Source organism: Candidatus Poriferisodalis sp. (assembly GCF_965237655.1).
Taxonomy (GTDB): domain Bacteria; phylum Actinomycetota; class Acidimicrobiia; order Acidimicrobiales; family Poriferisodalaceae; genus Poriferisodalis.
Window position 1 is genome coordinate 1,245,593 of record NZ_CBDEGB010000002.1, and the last position, 18,306, is coordinate 1,263,898.

Annotated in this window: 14 protein-coding genes and 2 pseudogenes; 4 read left to right on the top strand and 12 right to left on the bottom strand. The window is 66.2% G+C overall.

Translation table 11 applies throughout. The annotated features are described in order from the left end of the window. Nucleotides 1-15: 15 nt before the first annotated feature. The 3 genes from ACPXYO_RS13845 to ACPXYO_RS13855 form a co-directional block, all read right to left on the bottom strand. Complete coding sequence (locus ACPXYO_RS13845; protein WP_423921571.1) at nt 16-1,062, bottom strand: peptidase M29; 1,047 nt, start codon at nt 1,060-1,062, stop codon at nt 16-18. A 78-nt stretch (nt 1,063-1,140) separates the two neighbouring features. Continuing rightward, nucleotides 1,141-1,857: a histidine phosphatase family protein gene (locus tag ACPXYO_RS13850; protein ID WP_423923866.1), complete on the bottom strand. Its 717-nt coding sequence runs from the start codon at nt 1,855-1,857 to the stop codon at nt 1,141-1,143. Between the two features lie 55 nt (nt 1,858-1,912). Beyond that, nucleotides 1,913-2,299 (bottom strand): hypothetical protein, encoded by a 387-nt coding sequence (locus ACPXYO_RS13855; protein WP_423921573.1) that lies wholly within the window; start codon nt 2,297-2,299, stop codon nt 1,913-1,915. A gap of 295 nt (nt 2,300-2,594) precedes the next feature. Between ACPXYO_RS13855 and ACPXYO_RS13860 the strand changes: the two genes are divergently transcribed. Both ACPXYO_RS13860 and ACPXYO_RS13865 read left to right on the top strand, forming a co-directional pair. Next, nucleotides 2,595-3,887 carry a serine hydrolase domain-containing protein gene (locus tag ACPXYO_RS13860; protein WP_423921576.1) on the top strand — a complete coding sequence of 431 codons (1,293 nt, stop codon included), beginning with the start codon at nt 2,595-2,597 and terminating at the stop codon, nt 3,885-3,887. Next, nucleotides 3,887-5,301: pseudogene (locus tag ACPXYO_RS13865) on the top strand (mycothione reductase). Before ACPXYO_RS13860 ends, ACPXYO_RS13865 begins: the two are co-directional and overlap by 1 nt. 9 nt (nt 5,302-5,310) lie before the next feature. Here the strand turns inward: ACPXYO_RS13865 and ACPXYO_RS13870 are convergent. The 9 genes and pseudogenes from ACPXYO_RS13870 to ACPXYO_RS13910 all read right to left on the bottom strand — a co-directional run bounded on the left by ACPXYO_RS13870 (nt 5,311) and on the right by ACPXYO_RS13910 (nt 14,817). Next, nucleotides 5,311-6,288 carry an isopenicillin N synthase family dioxygenase gene (locus ACPXYO_RS13870; RefSeq protein ID WP_423921579.1) on the bottom strand — a complete coding sequence of 326 codons (978 nt, stop codon included), beginning with the start codon at nt 6,286-6,288 and terminating at the stop codon, nt 5,311-5,313. Nucleotides 6,289-6,296: 8 nt separating this feature from the next. Beyond that, the gene (locus ACPXYO_RS13875; protein ID WP_423921582.1) at nt 6,297-6,944 is read right to left on the bottom strand and encodes a hypothetical protein; all 648 of its coding nucleotides are present in this window, start codon (nt 6,942-6,944) and stop codon (nt 6,297-6,299) included. A gap of 9 nt (nt 6,945-6,953) precedes the next feature. After that, on the bottom strand, nt 6,954-8,054 hold the full coding sequence (gene selD, locus ACPXYO_RS13880; RefSeq protein ID WP_423921585.1) for a selenide, water dikinase SelD: 1,101 nt from the start codon (nt 8,052-8,054) through the stop codon (nt 6,954-6,956). A 100-nt stretch (nt 8,055-8,154) separates the two neighbouring features. Next, a complete protein-coding gene (locus ACPXYO_RS13885; RefSeq protein ID WP_423921587.1) occupies nt 8,155-9,078 on the bottom strand; it encodes a nucleoside hydrolase in 924 nt (307 codons plus the stop codon). A 5-nt stretch (nt 9,079-9,083) separates the two neighbouring features. After that, entirely contained in the window at nt 9,084-9,800 is a 717-nt protein-coding gene (locus tag ACPXYO_RS13890) for a hypothetical protein (RefSeq protein ID WP_423921590.1), read from the bottom strand. Nucleotides 9,801-9,809: 9 nt separating this feature from the next. Beyond that, nucleotides 9,810-12,719, bottom strand: coding sequence for an aminomethyl-transferring glycine dehydrogenase (gene gcvP, locus ACPXYO_RS13895; protein ID WP_423921592.1), 2,910 nt, complete (start codon nt 12,717-12,719; stop codon nt 9,810-9,812). A gap of 46 nt (nt 12,720-12,765) precedes the next feature. Continuing rightward, on the bottom strand, nt 12,766-13,944 hold the full coding sequence (gene gcvT, locus ACPXYO_RS13900; protein WP_423921595.1) for a glycine cleavage system aminomethyltransferase GcvT: 1,179 nt from the start codon (nt 13,942-13,944) through the stop codon (nt 12,766-12,768). A gap of 12 nt (nt 13,945-13,956) precedes the next feature. After that, nucleotides 13,957-14,265 (bottom strand): annotated as a pseudogene (locus ACPXYO_RS13905) (arsenate reductase family protein); the annotation flags it as partial. A 171-nt stretch (nt 14,266-14,436) separates the two neighbouring features. Continuing rightward, nucleotides 14,437-14,817, bottom strand: a complete 381-nt coding sequence (locus ACPXYO_RS13910) for a haloacid dehalogenase-like hydrolase (protein WP_423921598.1) — start codon at nt 14,815-14,817, stop codon at nt 14,437-14,439. A gap of 57 nt (nt 14,818-14,874) precedes the next feature. Here ACPXYO_RS13910 and ilvD point away from each other — a divergent pair, with 57 nt between their 5' ends. Both ilvD and ACPXYO_RS13920 read left to right on the top strand, forming a co-directional pair. After that, on the top strand, nt 14,875-16,710 hold the full coding sequence (ilvD, locus tag ACPXYO_RS13915; protein WP_423921601.1) for a dihydroxy-acid dehydratase: 1,836 nt from the start codon (nt 14,875-14,877) through the stop codon (nt 16,708-16,710). Nucleotides 16,711-16,798: 88 nt separating this feature from the next. Beyond that, the gene (locus ACPXYO_RS13920; protein ID WP_423921604.1) at nt 16,799-18,298 is read left to right on the top strand and encodes an MFS transporter; all 1,500 of its coding nucleotides are present in this window, start codon (nt 16,799-16,801) and stop codon (nt 18,296-18,298) included. Nucleotides 18,299-18,306 lie beyond the last annotated feature (8 nt).

Below are 18,306 nucleotides of genomic sequence, written 5' to 3' on the forward strand. Positions count from 1 at the left end.
CGCTGGCGCGTGTACTCAGGCCAGATCGCCTTGCAGCACACCGGAGATCACGACCGCCTCGCCATCGAGCAGCACGCTGTGATTCCGCATCGGCAAGTCGAAGTGCCCGAGCGTGTGGCGACCGGCGTGCTCGTTCGCCCCCGTGGAGTACAGGAAGTTGCCGGCGAAGGCCCGTTGTTCGGTGCCGTTGGTCTGGCTTCGGTCGTACATCGACATGGTGTCCCAACGCGCGCCCGGGTTCATGCCCCATCCCACGTGGCTGGTCGCGTATGCCTCTCGGTCGCCCCAGGCGTCGGTGTAGCTGCGGAACAGCGCAGCGTCGGTGCCGGTGCCTTCCACTTCGACGACGTAGTCGTCGCTGATGTGCAGCGTGATCGGTGACTCGATATAGCGCTTGAACGTGAGGTTCATGTCGCCGCGGTCCATCACGATGGTGCCGTTCACGGTTCCGGCCTTGGGGAATGCGAGGCACAGACCGCCGGGCCAATGGCTGATCGTTCCCGGCCGCGAGGTGTACCCCCAGCCGCCCCCGCACGGGGCCTCGCTCACGTCGACGACCAGGTCGGTGCCTGCGGCCGAGGTCACAGCCATCTCGCAAGCACCGATGAGCTTCTTGATGCCGACCTTCACCTTCGGCTCGAGGTCAGGCGCCGGCAGGAGTCGCTCCAAGGCCTCTGGGTGCTCGTTGGAGACCATCAGGATCCGGGTGCCCTCGCCCAGGATCTTCCCGAGCTCCGGTGCGTGCAGCAGCCCCTCCACCGTGCAGTCGACGACAAAGTCCACAGCGCCGAGGGCTGCAAGGACCGCCGTCGAGCCGGCGATCGCATCCGACGCTCCCGTTGACCTCACGGGTACCGGCGCCGACTGGCGCGGCGTGGGTACGACGACGTGGATAGGCGGTGCGCCGAGGCGATCCAGCGCCAGTTCGGCGAGGTTCACGTTGACGGCCCTGCTCTGGCTCTCCGACAGGATTGCGGCAGTTTGGGGCGGCTCGACGCCGCACATCTCGAAGACCGACGCAAAGGCGTCGATCCACTTGGCTTCAATTCGTTCGACCAGCATCCGGTCCTCCAGTCTCCCGACAACGCCAAGCTAGAAGGTCGCAGCGCCTGTGTGTTCTGCGAAGCGGGAGCTATCGGTTCAGGCCGCTTCGACAGCGGTGAGATGGGCAGCGTCGTTGAAGCGACGCACTTGCCAGCGTCGCCCTTTGTCGCCGTCGAGCAGCCCGTTGTCGCCGTCGAGCAGCTCGAGCTCGGTGATCGAGGTCACCGCAGTGACTACGCCGACGCCCGGTTGGGCGGGCGGGATGCCGAATGCCATCGCCATTGCTGCGGACACGATTCCGCCATGGCACCCCACGAATACCGTGGCGCCCGGATGCGATGCTGCAATGTCATTCAGCACTTGCGCAACTCTGTGACGGAACCCGGCTCGGCTCTCCCCACCGGGTACAACCGGTGCGTAGGGCTGCCCGTCAGAGCGGACGAAAGCGAATTGCTGACGTGCGGCCTCCCACGTCATGCCGTCGATGGGACCAAGACGTATTTCCTCGAGGTCGTCATGGATGCGAACGTCGAGGTTGCCCCGCTCGTCCCCGCCTAGTGCCGGCAGCACGATGTCGGTGGTCTCACGAGCTCGCGGCAATGGAGACGTGTACACGAAGTGCACCACAGGTTCGCGCCCGGCCGCGAATCTGTCACGGAGTGCTGCAGCCTGAGCATGACCCCGGTCGGTGAGGCCGCGGCATCCCTTGGGTCCGCCGACGATTCCCTCAGCCATTGCCACTGATTCACCGTGCCGCACAATCAGCAGCCGCGAGAGCAACTGCTCGTCAGCCATTTCGCCTGCTGCCGACATCCACACCGGAGAACTCTAGGTCCGGCCTCGCGAGACCAGTCCGCTCCGGCGCTGGCTAGCGCAACGGGAGAGGCGAACCGATGTGCTGGGAGCGACCGATTCTCCGCTGGGGCCGCGCTGGCATTGCAGCAGTCGGATCGGTCGGCGTCGCATCGGCATCAAGGTCCATGGGTTCCATCGTGACGGGGTCGAACACCGCCACGGCACCGCTTCGGACGTTGCGGGCAATCCACACTTCAGCGATGCACTCTGCCTCCGCCGCTGCTGATTCGGCAGCATCGGCGAGGCGTTCTGCGGGCCGGGAGAACACGAGCGCTTGAATGCCAACGCTTGCCGCAGCTGCGGGATGGGTATAGCCAGCTCGTTCCAGTTGTTCGACCGTCGAAGCAACGGTGAGGTCGGCACCTTCCACATACACACTGAATTCATAGGTTCTCGTCACAACCACTCCGCCTTCCGTTCCCACAATTGATGCCGGGACCTCAGGCCGGATGGCAATGTGCCCGGCAAGCGTGCGCACTTTAGCCGTGCCGACTCGGTTGCTGTCAAGTGCATTATCCTCGATCTATTTCTTCGATGGCTGTGTTGTCTCGATCAATGTCGATATAACGCGCTCACCCCGACGCTCGAATCACCTGTGCGACGGAGCGAGTGCTCGCTCACCCCCTGGCGACGCGCCCTGCGCGCACCTGCGCCGTAACCTGCGAAACCGCAGCGCAGAACCGTCGGAGGCAGTGATGGGATCGATTGAGGCGGAAGTCGAGCCGACCGAGGTGGGGTTCGACCCTGCCCGGCTGGGACGCATCACAACGCACCTGAATCGCTACGTCGACGATGGCCGCCTGCCCGGCGTCTCGGCACTCGTGACGCGCGGTGGCAAGATCGCGTACACCCACCGCTACGGCGATCGGGATTGCGAGCGGTCCCTGCCGGTCACGTCCGACACGATCTATCGCATCTACTCGATGTCCAAGCCGATCGTGTCGATCGCAGCCATGCAGCTGTACGAACAGGGCCTCTTTCAGCTCAAGGACCCGGTGTCTCGGTGGATTCCGTCGTTCGCGAATGCGCGCGTATTCGCGGGCGGCAACGTGATGCAGTACCAGACAACCGAACCGGCCAGCGAGGTCACGATCCACAGCCTGTTGACCCACACCTCGGGCCTGACGTACGACTTTCACTTCTCGAACGAGGTCGATGCGCTCTACCGGGCGAACGGCTTCAACTGGGGGGCTCCCGGCAATCTCGAAGAAACCTGCGAAGCCCTCGCATCGCTCCCGCTGCTGTTCGATCCGGGTACCGAGTGGAACTACAGCTACTCCACCGACGTGCTGGGCCGTGTCGTCGAGCTCGTCTCTGGCCAATCGCTCGATGACTACCTCGTCGAGCATGTGACCGGACCGTTGGGCATGGCCGACACGGGCTTCGAAGTGCCCTCCGCCGACGCTGAGCGCTTCGCAGCCAGCTACACGACAGCCGTCCTGGCAGCGCGCAACTTTGCGGGCAACACGGGGCCATCAATTCCGGCCTATCGCCCCGACGATCCGAGCTTGCAACGCTCCCTCATCGACGACCCGCGCACGTCTGCCTACTTGGCGCCGCCCAAGATCCTGTCCGGCGGCGGCGGCCTGGTGTCGACAATGGGCGACTACCACCGGTTCACCCTGATGCTTCGCAACGGCGGCGAGCTGGACGGGGCCCGCGTCATCGGTCGGCGCACCCTCGACTTCATGGCCAGCAATCATCTGCCTGGCGGCACTGACCTCACCGAGTGCGGCCGGGCGCTGTTCTCCGAGGCGGTTTTCGATGGCGTGGGTTTCGGGCTGGGCTTCTCGGTCGTGCTCGATCCTGCGAAGGCCAAGGTCGTGTCCAGCAAGGGTGAGTTCGCTTGGGGAGGCGCCGCATCGACGGCGTTCTGGGTGGACCCGGTCGAGGACATCACCGTGGTGTTCCTGACGCAGCTGCTGCCCTCGAGCACTCATCCCATCCGGCCTGAGCTGAAGGCGCTCGTCTACCAGGCGCTCGTGTGATGCCGGCTGCGTCCGATCCAAACAGCTTCGATCTCGTCATCGTCGGCAGCGGTTCGGCAAATTCGATCCCGGGTCCCGAGTTCGACGACTGGTCGATCGCACTCGTCGAGCGCAGCAGGTTCGGCGGCACCTGCCTGAACGTGGGGTGCATCCCGTCGAAGATGTTCGTGTACGCGGCGGATGTGGCCGACACCATCCACACCGCCGCTGCCTATGGCATCTCGGCCACCTTCGAGGGCGCGGATTGGCCCGCCATCCGGGATCGAGTCTTCGGGCGCATCGATCCGATCGCCGAGGGCGGCAAGGTGTTCCGCTGCGGGACCGTCTGCCCGAACATCGACGTCTTTCTGGGCCAGGCGCACTTCGTGGGCGATCGTAAGCTCGAGGTCCAGCTGAACGACGGCGGCACGGAGCGCATCCGCGGCCGCCACGTCGTGCTGGGCTCGGGGGCACGGCCGTTCATAGCGCCGTTCCCTGGCCTGGATCGCACGCCCTACCACACGTCGGACACCGTCATGCGGCTCGACGAGCTGCCGCAACGGATGATCGTTCTGGGCGGGGGCTACATCGCTGCCGAGCTGGGCTACGTGTTCTCGGCGCTGGGCACCGAAGTGACCATGATCAACCGCAGCGAGCGGCTGTTGCGGGCTGAGGACTGACGATGTGTCGCGAGGCATACACCAGCGCAGCGCAGCGACACTTCGACCTGCGGCTCGGCGCGACCATCACCCAGGTGAGTCCTGAGCCGGGCAGCGGCGTCTCGGTGGAGCTGAGCATCGGTGGGGAACACCAGCAGGTGAGTGCCGATGTCCTGCTTGTGGCCACCGGACGGGTTCCCAACGGCGACCTGCTGAATCTTGAAGCGGCCGGGGTGGCCCACGACGGCGGCCGCGTGCTGGTCGACGAGCATTTCCGGGCGAGCGCGCCGGGGGTGTGGTCCTTCGGCGACCTTGCCAGCGAGATCCAGCTCAAGCATCTCGCCAACGCCCAGGTGCGCGCGCTCCGGCACAACCTGCTCGTGGCCGAGGGTGTCGCAGACGGCCCCATGCGCTCGGTGTCGGAACGGCTGGTTCCTCATGCCGTGTTCTCTCACCCGCAGGTCGCGTCTGTCGGCTTGACCGAGCGGGACGCCCGAGCGGCCGGTCTGCCGATCTCAGTAGCGATCAAGCCGTTCGGCCACACGGCCTACGGCTGGGCCATGGAAGACCACACCAGCTTCGCCAAGCTGATAGCGCATGCCGAGACCCGCGAGCTGCTCGGTGCCCACATCATCGGCCCGCAGGCCTCCACGCTGATCCAGCAGCTCATCTCGGGCATGACGTTCGGCCAGACCGTCGACCAGATGGCGCACGACCAGTTCTACATCCACCCTGCCTTGACCGAGGTCATCGAGAACGCGTTGCTTGAGCTGTAGCCAGCGGGGTTACTCAACCCGGCGGGCGTCGGGAATCAGGTTGATCTCCCAGATCACCTCTTCGAGCCGGTCTTCGGCTGAGACGGCCTCGTAGCGGCACGGCCTTTCGGCGGTGACCGTTGACGGTGCTGGTGTGAGCACTGTGGAGGGCCGGGGGTGGCAGAACTGCACCACGCTAAGCCGGTCGGCACGCTGGTCGGGGTCGGCCTTCACTCGGTGCCAGCCGGCGCCGATCAGGCCGTTCGTGACGTGCTCCAGCATGATCCCCGAGTTGACGATCACGTGGTCGGCAGGCGGAGCTGCGTCCACCCACTCACCGTCGATGCGCACCTGCAGGCCGCGGTCGCTCGCACGGGGCAGTGCAGTGATGAGGTTGATGTCGGTGTGTTCGTCGGCCCAGATGTGACTCTCAGCACCGCCGTCTGGGGCGCTCGACATCGGCGGGTAGTGGATGGCTCGGCTGAGGTGCGTGCCGTAGGTGGTCATGTTGTCGAAATAGGTCTCGTGGGCGCCGATCCCCTCGGCGATGACCCGCAGGAATCGCCGTTGCAGGTCCACGAGCCGGCGATGGAACTCGGTGAGGGTCTCGCCTGCGCCGGCAATGTCGACGTCCGGGAAGACGGATGGTCGGTACCAGCGCGCGTACTTGACCGTGAGCGGATGACCGGCCGGCGGCAGGTCGCTCCAGTTGAACATCTCCTTCCAGTCGGGCAGATCGGAGACGGCGGCAGTCTCGGTGAGCGGTCCGGTGTAGCCGCGGGCACCAAACGACTCAGTATCGACATAGCGCGCCTTGGCGTCAGGCTCGAGCGCGAAGAACCTGCTGAGCACGTCGTAAGCGTCGTCGAGCAAGCCGCCCGACAGGTCGTGTGCTGTGTAGACGAAGCCGGTCCGCAGGCTGGTCATGACGCCGTCGGTGACCGCTCGGCGCTGAGTCGCCGAGCCCTGCTCGAATGCCAGCAAGTCCACATCGAGAATCTCGTCCATTGCTCTCCTTATTGACGCACAAGCCACTTTTCGTAACGCGCCGGATCGGTCCACGCGCCGGTCTCGGCGTCGAAGCGCGCCGCCTCGGGGACCATCAGATCCGGATCGGTGGTGCGGGCCTGCGTGCTCGACACTGCGCCCACCCAGTCCGGCAGGTTGAGCACCAGATGGGCAGGACACTCATGCGGCGGACGAGCAGCGATCGCCACCGATGGCAGTGATGCGATCGATGCATCGCGGCGGGCGGAGTCGTTGCCGTAGAAGACCGAGTCGTGAATCTGGTGCCACTTGTCGGCACCCATCACGATGACGTCGAAGCCGGCGGAGATTTCCGACAGCAGTTGCACATCGGTCACGCTGACTTCCAGCCAGTCGAACCGTTCGGCAATCCAAGTGAGCACCCTCACCCGATCAACCAGTCGGGGACGCAACACCTCTTCCTTGGCAAGGGCTACCCGGCTCACCGACCACACGAGCACGTCGAGAGCATGCTGGGTGCGCACCGCCTCGCTGATCGCGAGGTGCGCGTTCGTCGGCGGGTTGAAAGAGCCGGGAAACACACCACGGCGCAATGTTCGGCCGGCGGCGCGTGCCGGTGCTGCGGCTGGTCCCGACGACTCTGCGGTGCCGCCGGTCTGCTCCTGTGAAGCGACCATGTGTCAGCTTCAATCGGCGCCTGGGCCGACATTGCCGGTGATGGTGATGGTGCCGGTGTTTCCCTCAGTGAGTTCGCCGATCACCGCTGCGCCATGCCCGCAGTCGCGCAACTGGCGCATGGCGATGTCGGCTCGCCCCGGCTCGCAGCCGAACAGCAGGCCGCCCGAGGTCTGCGGATCGCCCAGCACGGTTCGGGACAGCGTGTCGCCGCCGTCAAGCCGGCCGTCCAGATGATCGAGATTGCGCTGAGTGCCACCTGGCGCGAAGCCGCCCTTCGCGAGCCCAAGCACATCAGGCAGCAGTGGCACTGCCGGCGCGTCCACCACAGCACTGAGGCCGCTGCCCATGGCCAGCTCCGCCAGATGGCCGAGCAAGCCGAACCCGGTGATATCGGTTGCTGCCGTCGCACCCACCGACAGTGCGATGTCCGTCGCTGCAGCATTGAGCCGGCCCATCTCGACGATGCCGGCCTCGTAGGCGGCGTGCAGCTCGCCCCCTTGGGAGACCGATTCTGGTTCCGAGCGCTGGAGCGCGGTCGCCAGCAGACCGGTGCCGAGCGGCTTGGTGAGCACCAGCGCTTGGCCGGGCTGCCCGCCGGCATTCGTGAGCAGGCCTTCCCCGTGAGCGCCCGCTGTGCAGACGCCGGTCACTGACATGCCGTAGAGCGGTTCGGGTCCGTCGATGGTGTGGCCCCCGGCCACGACCCAGCCGCCGTCGGATGCGGCGTCGGCGCCGCCCGCTAGCACCTCGCCGAGCAGATCCAGCGGCAGTACGTCGCGGGGCCAAGCGGCCAGGTTGAGCGCGAACAACGGCTTGGCGCCCATGGCGTAGATGTCGCTGGCGGCGTTGGCTGCAGCGATGCGGCCCCAGGTGCGGGCGTCATCGATGATCGGTGCGAAGAAGTCCGCCGAGGTCACCAGCAGCTGGCCATCGGCGAGCCGCCACACGGCGGCGTCGTCGCTGGTTTCGGTGCCGACCACGAGGTCGGGGTGAGTCGGGGGAGTCAGATGGCGCAGCACCTGCGCCAGCTCGGAGGGACCGAGCTTGCATGCTCAGCCCGCACCGTGGCTGTACTGGCTCAGCCGGAATGCTGAGCTGTTGTCCGACACAGCGGCAACGGTACCGAGGCCCCCGGCCCGAGCGGCCGGTGAGCGAAGCGAACAAGAGCGGTAGATGCGGCCCGAGCGGGAGGCGGCGCTGGACTGGTCGTCAGTCGTAGCTGCACACAGCGTCGACGATGAGTCCGAGGGCTGCTTCGGCATCGATGCGGTAGGCAACCTCGCAGTTGGGCGTGGCCTCGGTTCCTGGTCGCTCGTCGACCACCGTCACGCCGCGCGTGAGCCCGCCCTCGGTCTCCACGCCGACGCGACGGGCGCCGAATTCGAACAGATCGGGATGGGTGACCGCCAGGACTGCGCAGGGATCATGCAGGGGCGCAGCTTCCAGGCCGGCCCGCTCGCGATAGCCAGCGAGGTAGAAATCGAACAGTCCGGCCACAAACGTCGCCGCCGTGCTGCCGTGGTCGCGGAGTTGAGCGATGACATCGGGCCCCACGCACAGCTGGTGGGTGAGGTTGAGCCCCGCCATGCGAACGAGCGGTGCGCCGCAGGCAAACACGATCTGCGCGGCGTGGGGGTCGGCCCAGATGTTGAACTCGGCTGTCGGCGTGACATTGCCTGGTCCCACCGCACCGCCCATGAGCGATATGCCTGCCACACGCTCGACGATGTCGGGAGCTTGCCGAACGGCGAGCGCCACGTTGGTCAGCGGTCCGACCGGGACGAGCCAGACGTCGTCGTGAGCCCGGACTGTCTCGATGATGCAGCTCACCGCATCGTTGCCCGCTGCGGTGTGGTGCACCTCCGGCCGGGGCGGGCCGTCCAATCCGGTGTGTCCATGGGCGCGCGGTGCATGGGCGGCCGGCACCAGCAGGGGGCGGTCCGCGCCGGAGTGCACCGGTACGTCGAGGCCCGCGAGCTGGCACATGAGCAGTGCATTCGCCGTGGTCATGTGCAGCGGCGCATTCCCCGACACGGTCGTGATGGCCAGCAGTTCGCAGTGGCGAGCCGCCAGCAGGATGGCGACGGCGTCGTCATGACCGGGGTCGCAGTCGAGAATGATCTTCGGCGCCATGGCGGCTACAGCTTGGTGATGTTTGGGGCCGGTGCTTCGGTCTCACCCCAATAGTGGGGGAGGCGCAGATAGCCGAAGCGCGTCAGCTCGATCGCAGTCGGCAGTCCCTGGATCTCCTTGAGGCGCCCGATGGTGCGGATATGCGAAGCCATCTCGTAGAAGAGCATCCAGATTGCGCACTCGAGCGTGTTCACGATGAGACGCTCGTCGTCAGGGTCGTGCCAGGCGCCCCGCGGCAGCACAGTGATGGCGTCGTCCCAGAAGAGCGTGCTGTGACGTGATTCGACCATCTCGCGGAAGGTCTGGACGGGATGGGAGGCGACGACATGGCGCATCCAGCTCAGGCCGAGGTCCAGCTTGTCTGCCAGGTCGGGCACATCCCAGAACAGCGCAGGATCGAGGCGCAGACCGTGCTTGTTGTTACGTCCCTGGTGATGCTCGGACCACACGATGGGTTCTGGGATGTCGCCGTGAGGCCACAGCAGAGATCCGCAGCGGCGTTTCGAGAAGATCAGCGACACCCAGGCGATGTGCGAGATCTGGCGCCGGATCGACCACCACATCCATTCCCGATCCGGAGACTGGTCGTCGAAGTCGAGCTGTTCGTCGCTGAGACCGTCGATCTCGGCTCGCAGCCAGGTGTCGATGTGGGAGAAGTACGGCATCGTGCCGAGGCCGGCATCGGCCGGCATCTCCAGCACTGCAGGATCGACTCGCGCCATAGGCGAACGCTAGGCGGTCTCGAAGGCGCGTGGATCGGGACAGGCGCACATGAGGTTGCGGTCCCCGTAGGCGCCGTCGACACGGCTGACCGGCGGCCAGTACTTGTCCGCGACCAGCGACGCCACGTTGGTGCCCGCCGGATAGACAGCCTCTGTACGCGAGTACGGATGGTCCCATTCGTCGGCCAGCACATCGATCGCTGTGTGCGGCGCATTCGCGAGCGGGTTGTCGTCGGCTGGCCATTCGCCCGAGGCGATCTTGTCAATCTCGGCTCGGATCGTCGCCATGGCGTCGCAGAACCGGTCGATCTCCGCCAGCGACTCGCTCTCGGTCGGCTCGATCATGAGCGTCCCGGCGACCGGGAACGACATGGTCGGGGCGTGGAAGCCGAAATCGATGAGCCGCTTGGCCACGTCATCGACGCTCGCCCACTCGGAGAACGGCCGCAGGTCCACGATGCACTCATGGGCGACCAGGTCGTGCCGGCCTTGGTACAGGATCGGGAAGTGCTCGCCAAGGCGGGACGCCAAGTAGTTGGCAGACAGGATCGCGGCCTGGGTGGCTCGGGTCAGTCCCTCGGCTCCCATCATTGCGATGTACATCCAAGGGATCGGCAGGATGCCCGCCGATCCCCACGGGGCAGACGAGATCGCACCAGGACCGGTATCGGGGCCGGCATCTGGCTCCAGCGGGTGATTGGGCAGGTACTTCGCCAAGTGCAGCCGCGCAGCGACCGGACCGATGCCTGGACCCCCACCGCCGTGAGGAATGCAGAACGTCTTGTGCAGGTTGAGGTGGCTGACGTCGGCACCGAACGTGCCGGGTGCCGCCAAGCCGACGAGCGCGTTGAGGTTGGCACCGTCGACATACACCTGCCCACCCGCTTCGTGCACCTTGAGGCAAACCTGCCGGATGCCGTCCTCGTACACGCCGTGCGTGGATGGGTAGGTGGCCATGAAAGCCGCCAACTGCTCGCCGTGCTCGGCGATCTTGGCGTCGAGGTCTCCGAGATCCACGTCGCCGTCGTCGGAGCAGCCCACCACGACAACGCGCATGCCCGCCATCACTGCGGAAGCAGCGTTCGTGCCGTGCGCCGATGAGGGAATGAGGCACACGGTCCGGTGCGGATGGCCCCGGTCGTCGTGGTAGCGGCGGATTGCCAGCAGACCTGCCAACTCGCCCTGCGAGCCGGCGTTGGGTTGCAGCGACACCGCGTCATAGCCGGTGACCTCTGCCAGCCACGCTTCGAGATCGGCGATAAGCCGTCGGTAACCCGCGGACTGGTCTGCCGGTGCAAACGGGTGGATATCCGCGAACTCCGGCCAGGTCACCGGGGTCATTTCGGCCACGGCGTTGAGCTTCATCGTGCAGCTGCCCAGTGGGATCATCGAACGATCGAGGGCAACGTCGTATGAGGCCAGACGCCGCAGGTAGCGCATCATCTCGGTTTCGGAGCGGTACGCGCCGAATGTGGGGTGTGTGAGGAACTCGGTCGTGCGCTTGAGCTCCGATGCGATGCCCGACAGAGCCGTCGCTGCCGGTGCAGCGACGAACGCACCGCTGTGGGCTTCGGTCGCCCCAGCAACGCCGAACGCTGTGAGCACGTCAGCCACCGTCGCGTCGCCGCATGTCTCGTCAAGCGACGCCCCCAGCGTGTCGTCGTCGACGCGCCGAAGGTTGATGCCCGCGTCCGCGGCGGCGGCCAGCACCCGGTCGGGTCCGCCGGGGACTTCCACGGTCAGCGTGTCGAAGAACGATGTGTTGCGCACGTGCAGGCCGCTGCTGCGAAGGCCCGCAGCGAGCCCGGCAGTCAACCCGTGTATCCGTTCTGCGATAGCGACAAGACCTTCGGGGCCATGCCAGACGGCATACATCGACGCCATGACGGCAAGCAGCACCTGTGCGGTGCAGATGTTGCTGGTGGCCTTCTCACGCCGGATGTGCTGCTCACGGGTCTGCAACGCCAGCCGGTACGCGGGCCGGCCGGCGGCATCGCGCGAGACGCCGACGAGCCTCCCGGGTATCGAGCGCCGATGCTTCTCGCTGGTTGCAAGGAATGCCGCGTGCGGTCCGCCGAATCCCAGCGGAACGCCGAATCGCTGCGAGCTGCCCACGACGATGTCGGCGCCCTGCTCGCCGGGTGGCCGCAGCAGGCAGCACGCCAGCAGGTCGGCGGTAACCGTCGCAATGGCCCCTGTGCTGTGCAGTGCCTCAATCACAGGTTCAAGGTTGCGGACGGCACCGCTGCTGCCGGGATAGGACAGCAGTGCTCCGTAAACCTCCGTTGGCTGCAGGTCGGTGGCGGGATCGCCGATGCAGATGTCGATCCCGAGGGGCATGGCACGCGTGACAACCACATCAATCACCTGCGGGTGGCAATCGGCGTCGACGAAGAAGCGATCGGGTCCGCTGCGCGTTATCCGACGCGCCATAGCCATCGCCTCAGCGGCGGCGGTGCCTTCACACAGCAGCGACGAGTTCGCGATCTCCATGCCCATCAGGTCGCAGATCATCGTCTGGTAGTTCAGCAATGCCTCGAGCCGGCCTTGGGAGATCTCAGGCTGGTACGGCGTGTACGCGGTGTACCACGACGGATCCTCGAGTACGCCCCGCCGGATGACCGCTGGGGTGAGCGTGCCGTAGTAGCCGAGCCCGATGAGCGAGCGCGCCGGAGTGTTGGCTTCGGCCAGCTGCTTGATTGCCGCAAGTGCCTCGGTCTCGCTCATCGGCCGTCGCAGGCCGGCGAGCTCGAGCGGCTCGTCCAGCCGGATCTCGGCAGGGACCGCGGCATCGACGAGTTCTTCGAGCGAGCTGAACCCGAGACGCTTGAGCATGGCGGTGATGTCGTCGGGCCGCAGACCGATGTGCCGCGTTGCGAACTCCCCAGATGCTGCGAGGTGCTCTTGGGAATCACTCATACGTGTCACTCATATCTTGGGACCCTGTTTGCGTTCGGCGAGCTGTTCACGACGGTCGCCAGAAGCGATGTTCCACGAAGGGCAGCGGGGCGACCCGGCATGGCTCGGGACCCTTGCGGCCCTCGGCGAATAACTCGGTGCCGTCGCAAGCGTGTTCGGCGGCCACATAAGCCATGGCGATCGGCGTGTCGACGGTGGGTCCGAATCCGCCGCTGGTGACGATGCCGACATGCGCGCCGTCGGCGTCCGCCAGCACAGCACCGTCGCGGATGGGCCGGCGGCCCTGCGCCGCGACGCCGACCCGGTGCCTCGGCGGCCCCTCGCACAGCTGGGCTGTGATGGTCTCGGAACCGGGAAAGCCGCCTTCGGCACGCCTCCGCTTCGGAATAGACCAACCGAGACCGGCCTCGGCAGGTGTCGTCGCCTCGGTGAGCTCGTGGCCTACCAAGGGAAGGCCCGCTTCGAGCCGCAGCGTGTCGCGGGCGCCGAGTCCTGCCGGGGAGACTTCGTCGCTGCCGAGCAGCAGCTGCGCGAGATGCGCCGCTTCGGTCGAGGGCACGGCTATCTCAAAGCCGTCTTCGCCGGTATACCCGCAGCGCGACACCTCGCACTCGACTCCGTCGATCGACATGGCGGCCGTCGACATGAACGCGAGCTCGGCTGCCGGCGGCGCCCAGCGTGCGAGCACTTCAACCGCGGCGGGCCCCTGAAGTGCCAGCAGTGCCAGGTCATGGCGCACCGCGATGCGTACGTCGCCGTCGTCGCCTCCACCGTTGACGCCGCGCAGCATCGCGAGATCGGCATCGGCGCGCACGGCGTTGACCACAGCGCGCAGCCGGTTTCCGTAGTTGGACACGATGAGATCATCGAGCACGCCGCCAGCGGACGTGGTGAACAGCGTGTAACGCATGCGCCCCGGGGCCAGGTTGACGACAGAGCCGGGAATACAACGTTCCAGCCACGCCGCGACGTCGGCAACCTCGTCGCTGCGGTTGGGGTGCAGTTCGATGATGCCCATGTGGCTCACGTCGAACAATCCCGCTGCAGTGCGGGTTGCACGGTGCTCGGCGATGGTGCCCTCGAATCGCATCGGCAGTGCATGACCCCCAAAGTTGGCCATCCGGCCGCCAAGCTCGGAGTGCAACTCGAACAGCGGCGTGCAGAGGCCACCGGTCGCGGGGTCGACACCGGTCTCACCGGCGCGGCTGCCCCTGGCGTCAGTCATCAGCGGAGGGTCTCAGCCAGCCAGCAGTGCGGCGATGCGATCTTTCGGACGTCCGACGATGGCCCGGTCGCCGCGTACCACGACGGGGCGCTGCATGAGCGCTTTGCGCTGGCTCAGCAGCTCGACGACCGCCGTGGGATTGCCGACGTAATCGTCGGCGTTCAGGCCCAGTTTCTTGAACTGCGAGTCCTTGCGCACCAGATCTTCGACGGGATCCTCAAGGATCGACACGAGGTGCTCAAGCGTCTCGCGGTCGGGCGGTGTCTTCATGTACAGGACGATGTCGGCTTCGACTCCAGCTTCCTCGGCGACCGCCAAGGCATTCCGCGAAGAGTTTCAGTGGGGGTTGTGATAGATCGTCACTTCAGCCATGAGCGCGCTCCTGTCGTCGTGAATGGGGGCAGGGTGCGACCGCTCGGGCCTGCTGCCGCGAATCGGCTCGATCGCGTCCGCTGACATGAGGCTCGGCTCGGCCCTGCACCGACCCCGAAGTTACCTGTGCGCGATGAAGTTGTCAGGGCACGCGGACGATTGCCGATCTGGAGAGCGCTGCACCTCGCTGACGGCCACGATCTGCTCGAGAGGCACACCTTCGATGTAGGCGATCTGGCGTAGCAGCCGCGCCTTGGCTTCGGCGTCCACGATGTCGCCGACCAACTCGCCGGTGAGTCTGCCGTTGCGGACGTCGAGTTCGTTCGCATAGGCGTGATCGAACTTGAAGCGTTCGGCCAGATGGTCGGTGAAGTGCGTGAAGCCGCCCGAGATGATCCCAACCCGGTAGGCGAGCAGGTCGGTCGTGATGCCCGGGCCGTCGGGACCGGTCACGCGGATGAGAAGCGTGTCAGTCAGCGGGGCCGCGGCGTCGAGGGCCATCAGGTCGGGCAGGCTACTGGGCCGTCAGATGAGGCAGCCCAGGCGTAGGCTGATCCCATGCCGCGCTACCGATCCGTCACCTCCACCGCTGGCCGGAATCAGGCCGGGGCTCGCGCGTTGTGGCGGGCGACCGGCATGACCGACGAGGACTTCGGCAAGCCGATCATCGCCATCTCGAATTCGTTCACCCAGTTCGTGCCCGGCCACGTGCATCTGAAGGACATGGGCCAGCTTGTTGCCCGTGAAATCGAGGCCGCTGGCGGCGTTGCCAAGGAGTTCAACACCATCGCCGTCGACGACGGCATCGCTATGGGTCACGACGGGATGCTCTACAGCCTGCCGTCACGAGATCTCATCGCTGACTCGGTGGAGTACATGGTGAATGCGCACTGCGCCGACGCTCTGGTGTGCATCAGCAACTGCGACAAGATCACCCCCGGCATGCTCATGGCGGCGATGCGCCTGAACGTCCCGACGGTGTTCGTGTCGGGCGGGCCCATGGAGGCCGGCAAGACCAAGCTGGCCACCCAGAAGGTGGACCTCATCAACGTCATGGTCGTGGCGGCCGACGAGTCGGTGAGTGACGAGGATGTGGCCGAGATGGAACGGTCGGGCTGCCCCACGTGCGGCTCATGCTCGGGCATGTTCACCGCCAACTCGATGAACTGTCTGACCGAGGCGCTGGGACTGTCGTTGCCTGGCAACGGAACGGTGGTGGCGACCCACTCGGATCGGCGCGAACTATTCCTGGAGGCGGGACGCTTGGTGGTCGAGCTGTGCCGGCGCTACTACCAGCAAGACGATGAATCGGCACTGCCTCGGGCGATCGGCAGCTTCGAGGCCTTCGAGAATGCGATGACGCTCGACATCGCGATGGGCGGTTCCACCAACACGATCCTGCACTTGCTGGCAGCAGCGCAGGAAGCCGGTCTGGACTTCACGATGGCCGATATCGACCGGCTGTCGCACAAGGTGCCGAACATCTGCAAGGTGGCGCCGGCCTCGGAGTTCTTCCACGTCGAGGACGTGCATCGCGCCGGGGGCGTGATGGGCATATTGGCCGAACTGAACCGGGCCGGTCTCATTGCCAACCAGGTGCCCACAGTGCACTCGCCGACGATGTTCGAGGCCATCTCCCGCTGGGATGTCGCCACCAACGACGATCCATCGCTGGCTGAGTTCTTCCGGGCGGGTCCGGCGGGCATCCCGACGCAGGTCGCGTTCAGCCAATCCGAGCGTTACCGGACGCTCGACGTCGACCGCGAGCGGGGCTGCATCCGCTCGGTCGACTTTGCCTATTCGGCCGACGGCGGGTTGGCCATTCTGTACGGAAACCTCGCGCCCGACGGCTGCGTGGTGAAGACCGCCGGGGTAGACGAGTCGATCTGGGTGTTCTCTGGCCCCGCTCACGTCGTCGAGAGCCAGGACGAGGCGGTTGAGCACATCCTGGACGGCAAGGTCGTTGCCGGCGATGTCGTGCTGGTGCGCTACGAGGGCCCCCGGGGCGGCCCCGGCATGCAGGAAATGCTGTACCCGACCTCGTACCTGAAGTCCAAGGGGCTCGGCAAGGCGTGCGCGCTGGTGACCGACGGGCGTTTCTCCGGTGGAACCTCGGGCTTGTCGATCGGCCATGTCTCGCCCGAGGCGGCCTCAGGTGGGCTCATCGGTCTCGTGAACGACGGCGACACCATCGAGATCGACATCCCGAACCGCACGATCAACCTCGCCGTCGACGATGCCGAGCTGGAGCGGCGGCGTGGAGAGCAGGATGCAGCTGGCTGGCAGCCAGCGAAGCCTCGTCCACGCCAGGTGAGCACAGCACTGCGGGCCTATGCCGCCATGGCCGTGAGCGCCGACAAGGGTGCGGTCCGCGACGTCTCGGGTCTGGGCTGACGACCCCGCAGAGCCCTGCGGTCGTCCGCGGCAGGCTTGAGGCATCCTTCCGCAGAGCCGGCGCTGCCGCCGTAGCCTCGCAACGGTGATGGCCAGCGGCCCGACGCACCTCGACTCGGCACGCGGCTGGGTCACGGCCTGCGGCGCGGCCCTCAGCGTCATGGCGGCGTTCGGGACGATCTACAGCTTCAACGCGTTCGCGAAGAGCATGGCGGACGAGTTCGGGACCGGGCACGGACCGATCAGCCTCGTGTTCGGGATCACAGTGTTTCTGTTCTTCGGCAGTGCTCTGGTCTCGGGCCGCCTGTACGACCGGTTCGGCATCGCTCCGCTGCTCATCGTCGGAGGAGCGATGTTCTGCGGCGGTCTCTTCGCCATGTCGCAGGTATCGGTGTTGTGGCACGGATATGTGCTGTTCGGTGTCGGCCTGGGTTTCGGTGGAGGCCTGTTCAACGCACCGTTGTTCGCACTCACGGCAATGTGGTTCGCTCGTCATCGCGCCGTGGCTCAAGGCATCGTGGCGACCGGCTCGGGGGTGGGAATGATGCTGTTCGCGCCACTGGCGCAATGGCTGCTTGAGGTCTATGGATGGCGTGGCGGCATGAAGGCGCTCGCAGTGGTGGCAGCTGGAATCTTTGCCGTAGCGCTCTTCATGATCAAGCGGCCGCCGAAGATGGACATGGGCGACGCGAAGCGTCACGTCTCTCTGGTGGTGCGTTCCGCTGCTTTCTGGCAGATGGGGGCCGCGGGTGTGTTCTTTACCGTGGCCGTCATCGGGTCATTGGGTTCGGTTGTTACTTTCGCCCAGGACGATGGCCTCCCGCCGCGAGCAGCGGTGGCGCTGTTCACGATCATCGGCTTCTCGAGCATCGTGGGGCGCATGGCGCTCACGAGCCTGGCCCGACCGCTGGGCTCGGTCCGGCTGATCAAGATCGCGTTCTTCGGGCTGCCCGTCGCCTACGCGATCTGGTTCGCAACGACCCGAGTGAGCGGGCTGGAGGCAAAGTTCGTCCTGCTGATCGTCTTCGCTTCGGTCCTCGGAGTGTCCTATGGCGGCTTCGTGGCGCTGCTCGGTGACGTCACAGCTCACCTGTTCGGATTGGCGGGCCTCGGCACGGTCATGGGCATGCTGTTCTTCAGCTCCGGTACCGGAGCGCTCATCGGACCGCCCTTGATGGGCTTCACCGCCGACGCAACTGGAGGTATCGGTTTGCCAATCGCCATTTCGGGCGTAATCGCGGCGGTGGGAGTTGTCGTCCTTCTGCCGATGACACGTCATCCGCTTCCTCTCCCGACGTATATGGGGCCGCCCGGCTCGCCACCTCCACTGCCGCGGCCTGGCCCGCTCGCGCCCTCGCATGCAGTCGAGGTGCCCGCACAGATTGTTGGCGCGGCGTCCGCCAGGTTGCGTGCCGAACGGCCTGTGGCTGCGATGAGGCGACCGCAGTCAGATGCGCTGCTCGGGGCACCGCCAAAGGTGTTCTGGCCTGTTCGGGTTGACGCTGACGACGCCGGCGGCAACGGTTTGGAGACCATTGCCGGTGTGCCGGCCATCGCAGCAGCGTCACCGGCGGCAGAGCGGCACTGAGCGCGCCA